This window comes from Neobacillus muris (genome assembly GCF_943193175.1).
Taxonomy (GTDB): Bacteria; Bacillota; Bacilli; order Bacillales; family Cytobacillaceae; genus Neobacillus; species Neobacillus muris.
The window spans coordinates 61,838-72,775 of sequence record NZ_CALPDF010000021.1; the positions used below are offsets into that span (position 1 = coordinate 61,838).

At 34.3% G+C, this 10,938-nt stretch carries 10 protein-coding genes and 2 pseudogenes; 1 reads left to right on the top strand and 11 read right to left on the bottom strand.

Going from position 1 to position 10,938, the window contains the following annotated elements; all coding sequences use genetic code 11:
- Positions 1–647: 647 nt before the first annotated feature.
- From NFS43_RS14410 to NFS43_RS14420, 3 genes are all read right to left on the bottom strand, one after another.
- Positions 648–911, bottom strand: coding sequence for a hypothetical protein (locus NFS43_RS14410; RefSeq protein ID WP_251552389.1), 264 nt, complete (start codon positions 909–911; stop codon positions 648–650).
- A gap of 682 nt (positions 912–1,593) precedes the next feature.
- On the bottom strand, positions 1,594–3,204 hold the full coding sequence (locus NFS43_RS14415; protein ID WP_251552390.1) for a hypothetical protein: 1,611 nt from the start codon (positions 3,202–3,204) through the stop codon (positions 1,594–1,596).
- A gap of 363 nt (positions 3,205–3,567) precedes the next feature.
- Complete coding sequence (locus tag NFS43_RS14420; protein WP_251552391.1) at positions 3,568–5,232, bottom strand: DUF262 domain-containing protein; 1,665 nt, start codon at positions 5,230–5,232, stop codon at positions 3,568–3,570.
- 174 nt (positions 5,233–5,406) lie between these two features.
- Between NFS43_RS14420 and NFS43_RS14425 the strand changes: the two genes are divergently transcribed.
- Entirely contained in the window at positions 5,407–5,709 is a 303-nt protein-coding gene (locus NFS43_RS14425) for a helix-turn-helix domain-containing protein (protein WP_251552392.1), read from the top strand.
- A 109-nt stretch (positions 5,710–5,818) separates the two neighbouring features.
- On the opposite strand, the pseudogene NFS43_RS14430 reads toward NFS43_RS14425, so the two are convergent.
- The 8 genes and pseudogenes from NFS43_RS14430 to NFS43_RS14460 form a co-directional block, all read right to left on the bottom strand.
- Positions 5,819–6,046, bottom strand: a pseudogene (locus NFS43_RS14430) (heavy metal translocating P-type ATPase); the annotation flags it as partial.
- 23 nt (positions 6,047–6,069) lie between these two features.
- The gene (locus NFS43_RS14435) at positions 6,070–6,693 is read right to left on the bottom strand and encodes an NAD(P)/FAD-dependent oxidoreductase (protein WP_251552393.1); all 624 of its coding nucleotides are present in this window, start codon (positions 6,691–6,693) and stop codon (positions 6,070–6,072) included.
- Between the two features lie 103 nt (positions 6,694–6,796).
- Positions 6,797–7,015: pseudogene (locus NFS43_RS14440) on the bottom strand (glutaredoxin family protein); the annotation flags it as partial.
- 118 nt (positions 7,016–7,133) lie between these two features.
- Positions 7,134–7,262, bottom strand: coding sequence for a hypothetical protein (locus NFS43_RS24400; RefSeq protein WP_277613948.1), 129 nt, complete (start codon positions 7,260–7,262; stop codon positions 7,134–7,136).
- Positions 7,263–7,284: 22 nt separating this feature from the next.
- A complete protein-coding gene (locus NFS43_RS14445; protein WP_251552394.1) occupies positions 7,285–9,708 on the bottom strand; it encodes a heavy metal translocating P-type ATPase in 2,424 nt (807 codons plus the stop codon).
- A gap of 82 nt (positions 9,709–9,790) precedes the next feature.
- Positions 9,791–9,997 (bottom strand): copper chaperone CopZ, encoded by a 207-nt coding sequence (gene copZ, locus NFS43_RS14450; protein ID WP_251552395.1) that lies wholly within the window; start codon positions 9,995–9,997, stop codon positions 9,791–9,793.
- Between the two features lie 16 nt (positions 9,998–10,013).
- On the bottom strand, positions 10,014–10,334 hold the full coding sequence (locus NFS43_RS14455; RefSeq protein ID WP_251552396.1) for a metal-sensitive transcriptional regulator: 321 nt from the start codon (positions 10,332–10,334) through the stop codon (positions 10,014–10,016).
- A 251-nt stretch (positions 10,335–10,585) separates the two neighbouring features.
- Positions 10,586–10,687, bottom strand: coding sequence for a FeoB-associated Cys-rich membrane protein (locus NFS43_RS14460; RefSeq protein ID WP_251552397.1), 102 nt, complete (start codon positions 10,685–10,687; stop codon positions 10,586–10,588).
- Positions 10,688–10,938 lie beyond the last annotated feature (251 nt).

The window sequence follows — 10,938 nt, forward strand, 5'->3', positions numbered from 1 at the left end:
ATTTATATGTTGGCAGTATCAAGTCTACTACGCAGCATTAGAATGCATCCTAGTTGTATAATGTCCATCAATTACAGAGAGGTATTCAGTGGTAAAATTCATAGGCAGTAATTATGTTACTAATAAGTGGCACTCGACTCCGCAAGTGGTGGCTCTATTTTCTGCAATCGGTGGCTTAAAACTACGCATAAATGGCTCATTTCATTCGCAATAATCATTCTATATACATTAGCTAAGCTCTAAAATTAGTTTATTATTTTTGGGTGGTCTAATCAGACCATTATCTCCAATCTCTGAAAACAACTCATAATGTTCAGAAAGCTGCAAATTAAAAAAGAGTAGATGATATGGCACCTACCCATTAATTTAATAAGTATAACCCTATTATTTTGCCAACTCATACCCTCTCCAAGTGCCATTTAATGGCTGTTCTATCCATTCATTTTTATTTTTTTTGCAAAAAAAATTAGATTTTCTCTTCTTGCTCTCCGCAATTCTTACATTCAAAAACAACATCTTCATGAAAAGTACAGTTAATTTCAATAGCTGTACTCACACATGATTTACATCAAATTTCTCTAAATATTCCATGCAAATAACCTGCTTAGCTTAATTTTATGGATCTACTGCACGCTGTCTAATTTCAATTACCTTTTAAATCCTTCTGGTTTAATTTTAAAGGAATTTACTATCTCTTCTAAACAATCTTCGCAGAGGTCAAAATTCCATTCTTCCATGTCGAATTTGCTTCCATATCCAAAACTGCATGAAAAGGATTGAAATTCCGCTGCTTCCCATTCTTTCTGGTAATCTTCGCTAGTTATTTTTTTGGTTTTACCACACTTATTACAAGTAACAGATTTCAGTTCATATTCCCTTACTTTCTTTTCGACTAATTCATATTCTCTCATTTAATTTAGTCATCCTTTACATCTCAATATGTGTATATTTACTTTTTCACTTCTTAAACATTTTAAATCATTTTTCGCTTTAAAAATCAACGGAATTAACTGTAAAGTCTAGAAATATAATGGTTTTCTTTCTGGACAATTATTCCTTTATTGAATTTCTTAATAAAATTCACGATTCTATCGTTACAGACTTTTCACATTTTGGGCAGATCAGTACCTTTGCATTTTCAATAGTTTGATTTCCTATTTTTATAGTTTGGATAGAATGAGATAGCTCGGAATTACATCTAAAACATTTATTGTGGGTTATTTGATAATTCCGAGCATACTTCCAAAAAATATAATCATTACATTTCAAATAGTATCACCTTCATTGGTTATACAAATCAGCATAAAGCAATAACAAAGCTAATATACAAAAAACGCTGCATATCAGCGTTTTTTATACTTAACTATAATATTCTTACTCCATTTGTAAACTAAGTTATCTTCTCTTCTTTTCCGCAATTTTTACACTTAAAGATAACATCTTCATGAAATGTGCAGTAAATATCAATTTCAATACTCCCACAAGATTTACAAATAACATCAAATTTCTTTAATTTAACCACTTTCAAATACCTTTCTAAGTTCTAGATTACCTTTTTGTTAGTAAATACAAAATAGGTTATGGCACTATTTATTACTTATTTTTATTTATTATTTCCTCTATTTGCTTCATTGCCACTTCACTATCCATGTAATCTGCGATTTTCTGTGTCAGAGCTTTATTCTCAAGCATGGCCTTTCGTATATCTGATTGCACTTTTTGATGTTTTAACCCCCTTGCTTCATCAATAATTAATTTTGCTACCAATATTCTCACTAAGCGTGGATCCTCCGTATCATTTATCCATCGCCAAGCATTCTCCGTTAGAATGGAATTATATTTTTCAATAAATAACCCGGTAAAGATACGCTTTAAATTTCTTATTGAACCATAAAAAAACCACTTTAAAACACCTTCTCCTTCTTGTTCTAATAAGGTATTAATACTAAAAGCAATTCCTTTTATCATCAAGTCTTGTTCATTAGTTAGTTTCACTGTGTCTTCATCGAAGTACAAGAATGCATCTTCGTCAGCTAAAAACTTTTTATCTTCGGTAGATGCATTAGACAGCTCGATAGCTGGTCGAATTTGATTTTGGAATGCTAATAATTCTTCTTCAATTCTAGACATTTCCTGTCTTAGAATACCTTCAATCCCACTATCTAATTCTGGAAAGTAAAGAACTAGAGTGTTCACGACTTCCTTCAGTGGAATAAATGATTTTATCTCTCTCCCCGAAAACCTCAAATCAAGGATGATTGTTCCAAACTGCCGTTCAACAATATGAGGATGCCCTGCAACATTATCAAAATGTTTTAAAAAAGAAAATTTTTCCCGTGGTAGAAAAATCCACGTTCGCGCTAATGCCTTGATGAACTCAAACGGGGGAAATTTCGGTCCCTTTTCAGCTCGACAAGCTATGTATAATAAGTTATTCAAATCACCTGAAACATTTAAGTAGTAAATTAACAAACTCAGCGCCCCAACCTGAGTTGGAGAGGAATACGTTTGTAATTTATTACAAAACCAGAGGTGAAAAGATTCCCTAGTAAAATGGGTGTAAAATATCGTGAACATTTTCTCTGAATCTGCAATCAGCAATTTTTCGATGACCTGAATCTTTTCTGATTCACTATTAAGGTCTGGAAATCTTGAAAGTAATTGATTGACTTGAACTCTAATCGGCAAATCAACAGGTTGAGAAAGATGCTGATTAGCCCATTCTTTTGATTTAATGCATTGTTCAAAATCTATATCGCCACTAACGATTGCACTTTTGGGAAACCTGCTTTCAATTAGCATTGCAATTGCTAATATATAGAGATGATATTGATATCCTTGCGTTTTTGAATCAAAAGCCCAAACTTGCTGATCTTCCTGAAATAAAATATCGCTGGCTACAATATCCACTTTTCTAACCTTATATTTATTGAGATCACGATAAAGTTTAAAAGTCTCTGCATATTGTTTACTGCGCAAATCACCCACTATTGCCCAATGCTTTTCTGGTTTTAATTTTTCATGAGCCTGAGCATATACAAGAACTCTAAACCCCCAATATTCTCTTTCCTCTACATGGGCAAATGCAAAGGCTTTTACTAATTCCAAACTTTCTTCATAAACCTTCTCCCATTCGGATTGTAAAATATTATTCGGCAGAATGGATAAAGAAATGTATGTTCCTATATTGATTTCTCCTTTCAAATACGGTTAGTTACATTATAAATTTCATCTTTTTAACTTGTTCTTCCTTTCAAACTCCCCTAAACCACCTATTATTCACTCTCTATCATTGGTGACACCAAAATGGTCAAACCTAGCGTGCCGTCATCCCATAATTTCACCCACGGAAAGGTGTCTTTTGGCATCTCGAACAATCTTTGTTCCAGATACTTAATTGGTTCCTTATTGACTTTACAACCATGCAAAATTGATGCTGGATGGATTCGCACTAATCTTCTCGTATCATTAAAAAATATTAATTGCATAATTTTATTATCCTTCCATTGATTATTTAGTTGAGCCAGTTTATCTTCTTTTCCTTTTTGTTTATCCGGTTAAGGCTTGTTAGAGATTTTTAAAATTCCAGATTTTTTTTGCTATGCTTGCGAGCTGTTCACTTCTTCTCTCTATTTCCTCGAATGTCCACCTCTCGTTCTGACATATTTCTTTTGTTAAATGAATAACCGATTTTTCGTATTTCTTTTTCTTCTCATTAAAGGGACTATTACTGGCTGTAATATTTAACTCACTTCCTAAAAGAGTCAAATTTCCAATCCTATTAACATACATCGGGTATTCCGATGCCCGTGAACCTAATTCACGCTTCCATTCGCTCTCAATTTCACTCGCCCTCTTTCTTATTAGTTCTCTCGGCATAATGTGTTCAATATGAACATCCGTTCTTGTGTTTATCATTTTCTCTTTAGTGTTATTTGTTAGTTCATTTTCAATCATCTCAAGTATATATTTTGTTTGTGACGATCTTGTAAAGTCTCGACTTTGAAAATTCAGATAAAACTCCGTATCACTAGGGGTTCTCTTGTTTAAATACTCAATTATGTACTTCGCCGGGTTATCTTGGTTAAATGCTTCTAACGCCAAATGATTGTATATCCTGTCAATATCCCGTGTGGATATGTTGCAAATACTTCGTCTCAAAGTGAATATTTCAATCGCTTCTAGAACTTTAATTAAATTTTCTTTTTGAAGGTTTTCCGATAAGCATTTTAATAGCAAGGTATAACTGGTTGTTGCCTCAATCCGGACAATTGTATTTAATTTTGAATCAATTTCTTTTATCCCTAAAATACCGTTGAACAATTTTACATATAATTCTGACTTAACCCAAATATCCTCCATTAAGTTTATTAAATTTTCTGTGCTATCAATAAGCTTTTGATACCGTGGATATAATTTTGGTATTGGAACAATTCCCGGTTCTATTGAGAATAAGTAATGTCTAAAAAATCTTACTTTGTCATGCCGTACTGACTCAATTTCTTCAATATTCTCAATTATGCTATCCCAAATTTCAATGCAATCTTCTACCATCGGCTCATTGGTTGAGATTTTACTTAGTAAAAAATTCTTTATTAAATCAACGGATGTCAGAGAAAGGCCACGTGTATTTAAGGTTTCAAACAGTCTAAATGCATCATAATATGAATCGGTTACCATTAGGACCAAATCTAGAGAATCCAATAATCTTGCGTAGATATTTTGCCATTTTAAATGACTATTCTGAAGTTTATCCTTAAAAAAATAATAAGCTTCGACTATTTTTTCATTTTTGGCTTCATCCATTGTAATTTTCTTTTCAACTAACCGTTTAAAAATCTTATTGTCTTTCCTCCCTAAAATAAGCTTTGCATCCGTTTCATCAATTGTTGAACTTTTTAAAAAGTAGTTATTAATATAAGCTGCACGATCCTTATCCATTTCTTCTGCTAAATCACGAATAGCCATTAATAACAACAAAATAGTAGTGATCCTCTGTTGGCCATCAACAACCTCAAAATAACTAAATCCTTTTTGGCGCTCTTGGCTAATCGTTATTACTGAACCTAAAAAATGGGTTTCATCACCTTCAAGCCTTATTAAGTCCTCCCATAAGTCATTCCACTGATCTTTCCCCCAATTATAAGGTCGTTGGTATAAGGGAATTCGATAAACTTCGTTTACACTGCCGAGGAGCTTACCAATACTTAACCTTTTTGTGTCTATTGACATATTTCCACCCCTTAAATCGAACATTACTAAGGTACATTGTAGTCAAATACGTATCAATATAAACGTATTTTGCTTCAAATCCGTAACATTTATATTTTTTTTCATTAATTTTGCTATCATTTCAACAAGAACCAATAATAATTCATTGAAAAAATAGTAAATGAGGGTTGTCAGTTGATTAATATTGGCGAACAAATAAAGAAAATAAGAAATAAAAAAGGTATTACTGTAAGACAACTTGAAGTTTTGTCAGGTGTTAGTAATGCGACTATTTCTAGAATAGAAAACGATAATCAATCTCCTTCTATTGAAACTTTAGATCGAATATGTACAGCACTAGAAATATCTTTAAAGGATTTTTTGGAATATAACGATAACCTTCCAGTGGATTTACTTAACCTTAATAGTACACTCAAAAAACTTTCCCCAGAACAAAGACGAGCCGTTAATGAAATGCTTAAAACATTTTTAAAATAAATACAAAATAACTTTTTATGGAGTAAATTATGCCTGAGATGAGAAAAACTCCACAATCCTATTAGAAAGTGGAGTTTTATTACTTATACCTAAACATTTAGAGTTTTACTTATTGTAATCGTAACGCATTGTGAACAACCGAAATTGAACTGAATGCAATTGCTGCCCCTGCAAGCCGAGGAGCCAAGGGCAGCTACTGGGATACCTAGCGAATTATAGGCTAATACCCAGAAAAGATTTTGTTTAATATTAGATATCGCTTTTTTCTCATAAATATGGCATAAGCAATGCCATTCAACTCACCACGAATAAGTGTAATATCTGCGGCTTTAATCGCCCAATATTAGAAAGTAAAGAAATTTATAATGAGCTTATTAATTGATCTTTACCTATTCGCTTAATAAATTTATAAAATGCCTCTCTCTTTTTACCCATTTGTGAATAAACAGCAATTATCTTTTCTACTGTATCGTACAATTCTTCTGGTGTTAGATTCTCCATTATCAAGGAACCAACCTCAGCGTCTTTCCCTTTAGCTTTTCCTCCAACATATAAATTGTAATGATCTCTAATTTTCATAACCCCTATGTCACTTAACATCGGTTCACCGCAGCCAATTGGGCAGCCTGTATAAGCAACCTTCAGTGTAAAAGGTACGGCTATTCCTGCAATACGGCGATTTAACTCTTTTGCCACTGGCATCCCTTCCTCTTCTTCCCCTTTGCAGAAATTACAGGTTCTCAAGCTCTTTACGAAGTTTCCAACTGGATAACATACTAATCCGACACTTTGTAATTCTTCGATGATTTCTTCTTTCTTATCTTCCGGAATTTCTAAATAAAGTTGTTGGAATGTCGTTAATTCAAGTTCCTCATCTTCATTCATATATTTTGAGATCATTAAAAGTTGTCTAGCGTTTAGTTTCGCACCGAACCCTATTCCTCCATTTACGGCGATTTTTATTTTTTTTACACCGTTCTCCATAGTAATCCTCTCCCTTTTTTAACTAATCATCTACTATACACCGGTAAAGTATATATATAATTATAATTTTACCTGCCGCTAATTTAGCGACAGGTAATAGCAGTTATATATTTAATAACTTCTTTATTTCATCTATATTTTGTTCAAAACCAATCAGGATTTTTGGTTTACTTATCAAGCCGATCAAGGACTTATTTTTAAACACAAATGTCGGAACAATTCTTGTACCTGTTAATTTGATTAAGTCTCCTTCTTTAGAAGGTTGTTTCGTTAAATCGTACTCAATATAAGAAATATTATTTTTGGAAAGAAACTCTTTCCCTGCCTGACAATCTGTTCAGGTAGGTCTTGTATACAGCTCAAGAAGAACTTTTCTCATAACCATCACCTTTTAATTTTTTTATCCCTATTAGTATAAGAGTTACTATGTGTCCCCCTAATCAGTGGCTTGTTTGATTCGTATGTTGCTCTGTTTTTGGATTAATACTATCAAACACACTGTAAGCTCCGATGACTATCCCAAGGTACACGATTGCCGAAATCGCCCAAATCATTATGCTTTTTTTCATTATTGCCAACTTCCTTTCTTCATTATGCCTTTAACTTAACCCTCTGCAGTCTTAGTGCATTGAGAACAACCGATACGGAGCTAAATGCCATTGCAGCCCCGGCTAACCAAGGTGCTAAGAAACCTATCGCTGCAATAGGAATGCCTATGCAGTTATAAGCAAGCGCCCAGAAAAGATTTTGCTTAATATTAGTGATTGTCTTCTTACTCATGAAAATAGCATCTGCAATACTAGTTAAATCCCCTCGAATAAGAGTAATATCCGCTGCTTCCATTGCCACGTCAGTACCTGTACCAATAGCCATCCCAATATCGGCTGTAGCAAGAGCTGGAGCATCGTTAATTCCATCTCCTACCATTGCCACTTTCTTGCCAGACTTCTGAAGTTTTTCTACTTCTTCTGCCTTGCCTTCAGGTAAAACTTCAGCAATGACTTTCTTAATTCCAACTTGATCTGCAATCGCTTGTGCCGTTTGGGTATTATCCCCGGTAATCATCACTACTTCTAATCCCATGCTATATAAACGAGAAATGGCTTCTTTTGATGTTTCCTTAATAGTATCTGCTACGGCAACAATCCCCGCAAAACGTCCTTCTATAGCTACTAACATGGCTGTTTTTCCTTGCTTCTCCAAATTCTCCATTTTTGCTAATTCATCTTGGACGTTAATGTTTTGTTTTGCCATGAGTCTGCGAGTACCGATGTATAACTGTTTGCCATTCGCCGTCGATTGAATGCCAAAACCCGGAATGGCTTCGAATGTTTCAGATCCTTCTAGTTCAATTCCTTTTTCTTTTATACCTTCAACAATTGCTTCTGCAAGTGGATGTTCAGAGTTTTTTTCTGCTGTACCAACCAACGTTAAAAATTCTTTTTCATCCACACCCTCTGCTAAAATTACATCTGTTAGTGATGGCTTTCCATTTGTGACTGTTCCTGTTTTATCAAGTATAATCGTATCGATGCGATGGGTTGTTTCAAGGTGTTCTCCGCCTTTAAATAATATCCCAAATTCGGCCGCACGTCCGGAGCCAGCCATAATCGAGGTTGGAGTTGCAAGACCGAGCGCACAAGGACATGCGATAACCAATACCGCAATAAATTTTTCAAGAGCTTCCGCAAACTCTCCGGGGCTTACGAAGAAGTACCATACTAAGAAGGTAATAATCGCAATACCAACTACAATCGGTACAAATATCCCTGAAATCACATCAGCTAGTCGCTGAATAGGAGCTTTAGATCCTTGTGCTTCTTCAACTACCTTTATAATTTGAGCTAATGCTGTATCTTTACCGACCTTTGTTGCTTTTATTTTCAAGAATCCATTTTTATTAATAGTTGATCCAATTACGCTATCCCCAATCGTTTTATCAATTGGAATACTTTCACCTGTTAACATTGATTCGTCAATCGCGGATTGACCTTCCACAATTTCACCGTCTACCGGCACCCTTTCACCCGGCTTTACGTACACAATATCGCCAAGAATGACTTCTTCAATAGGAATCATCATCTCTTGACCATCGCGAAAGACAGTTGCATTTTTTGCCTGCAATCCCATCAACTTTTTAATTGCCTCTGAAGAACGACCTTTCGCTTTCGCTTCAAACAGTTTACCTAAAATGATTAAGGTAATTAGAATAGAACTTGTTTCATAATATAGCTCCACCATATGTGTCCCGGAACCAATGGATCTGATACTTAAATATAGACTATAGAAATAAGCAGCCGATGTCCCTAGTGCCACAAGCACATCCATATTTGCACTCTTATTTCTTAACGCCTTATAAGCTCCAACATAAAACTGTTTTCCAACGACAAATTGCACTGGTGTTGCGAGGGCAAACTGTACCCAAGGATTCATAAACATATCTGGCAGCCAAATAAACTTTGTAAATTCAAAGTGACTAACCATCGCCCACAATAATGGGAATGACAAAATAAGAGAGAAAATGAACTTTCCTTGTTGCTTTTCAATTTCTATTTGACGATGGTCCACTTTTTCCCCTGCATTTTCTATCTTTTGTTCAATGGTATATCCTAACTTGTTTATGGCCTCTTTCATTTCAGGGACCGTAACCTGTTCTGGATTATATTCCACTAGAACAGTTTCTAATGCAAAGTTAACAGCAGCTTTATCAACGCCATCTAATTTATTTAGTCTTTTTTCAATTTTATTTGCACATGCCGCACAGGTCATTCCAGTAATATCGAATTCCACTTTATCCTTTACAACATCATAGCCTAAGTCCTGAATTTTCTTTTGGAAATCCTGTTCGGATGCTACTTCTGGATCATATTTTATGGTGGACTTTTCAAGGGCTAAGTTTACATTCGCTTCTTTTACGCCCTCCATTTTTTTAATTCCCTTTTCAATTCTTGTAGCACAAGCAGCACAGGTCATACCTGTAATTTGAAAATTTGTTTCTTTAAGTTCATTACTCATATTTAACACCTCTCTCATACTAGTGGGGGGTATATTTATTTGTAAAAGATAACGTGCTTTGAAGGCACGTTATTTATATATTCTATTCAACATCATAGCCTTGGTCATCAATTGTCTCTTTAATCTTGCTTAATGATACTTCTGATGGATTAAATTCTACATCCACATTTCCAGCTTCCAAATGAACTTTTACCGATTTGACACCTTGTAACTTACCAACGCTTCCTTCAATAGAATTAACACAATGACCGCAAGACATTCCAATAACCTTTAAAGTAACCTTTTCCATTAACAATCACTCCCAATTATTTTTTCAGTAATCTTTCTATTGTTAAAAGAACTTCATCTAATACTTCTGTATCACCCTCGTTAATTCGTTCCAATACACAAGTTTTTAAATGTCCTTCCAGAAGAATTTTTGCCACACTGTTAAGAGCAGACTGTGTGGCTGAAATTTGGGTAATGACATCATCACAATAAGTGTCTTTTTCGATTAATCCTTTTATGCCACGAATTTGACCCTCAATTCGATTTAAACGAGTAACTAAATTTTTCTTCACGTTATCGGAGTGATGACTTTTTCTTTCTTCAGGAAGGCAACAATCACGACTCATGTTTTCATCCATATTATCGCCTCCGTGTTTATAATGTACCATACCCCCCTAATGTATGTAAATAGGTTAAAATTTATTATTTTTTACGGAAATTGCCCATTTTTTTATTGTTGGTCCATTATTACGATTAATTTGCCCCCCAATTTGCGGATAAATTGAATTTTCTACAGGTAAATTGGAAGGTAATTAGAGTTTTACCTTCAAAAACTAAATGTATCGCTTAATGGCATTGACAGTTTTCCTGTTTGCCAGAATGACCGGATTTACATTGAAGGACAACTTCCCTGTTTTGATTTTTGTATGTTTTTATAAAGTAACCTAGCAGCTAAAGAAAAAATAGCAAGCCCAATGATCAAATTTACCATTTTATCTTCCCCCCATTGACTAAGTTTATTATTACTAAGTATAAGAAAAATATGTCTAGAAAGTTTAAAGATTTTATAACAAAAAATCGAATCGAAATAATTATTTTCTTCATGACATTGACATAAAAAATTCATTAATTCTGCGAATTTAAGCTATAACATGAAGGTAATAAAAGAAAGGAGCATTCCTGTTAGAAGGATTTTCGGGGACTTGAACAAAAAAGAGCCCTCTTGGTATGATACGGGGTGTC

Coding starts and splice junctions, on each gene's coding strand:
- NFS43_RS14410 (WP_251552389.1), bottom strand. CDS start 911: ATGAGAGAATATGAATTAGTCGAAAAGAAAGTAAGGGAATATGAACTG.
- NFS43_RS14420 (WP_251552391.1), bottom strand. CDS start 5,232: ATGTCAATAGACACAAAAAGGTTAAGTATTGGTAAGCTCCTCGGCAGT.
- NFS43_RS14435 (WP_251552393.1), bottom strand. CDS start 6,693: ATGGAGAACGGTGTAAAAAAAATAAAAATCGCCGTAAATGGAGGAATA.
- NFS43_RS24400 (WP_277613948.1), bottom strand. CDS start 7,262: ATGAAAAAAAGCATAATGATTTGGGCGATTTCGGCAATCGTGTACCTT.
- NFS43_RS14445 (WP_251552394.1), bottom strand. CDS start 9,708: ATGAGTAATGAACTTAAAGAAACAAATTTTCAAATTACAGGTATGACC.
- copZ (WP_251552395.1), bottom strand. CDS start 9,997: ATGGAAAAGGTTACTTTAAAGGTTATTGGAATGTCTTGCGGTCATTGT.
- NFS43_RS14455 (WP_251552396.1), bottom strand. CDS start 10,334: ATGGATGAAAACATGAGTCGTGATTGTTGCCTTCCTGAAGAAAGAAAA.
- NFS43_RS14460 (WP_251552397.1), bottom strand. CDS start 10,687: ATGGTAAATTTGATCATTGGGCTTGCTATTTTTTCTTTAGCTGCTAGG.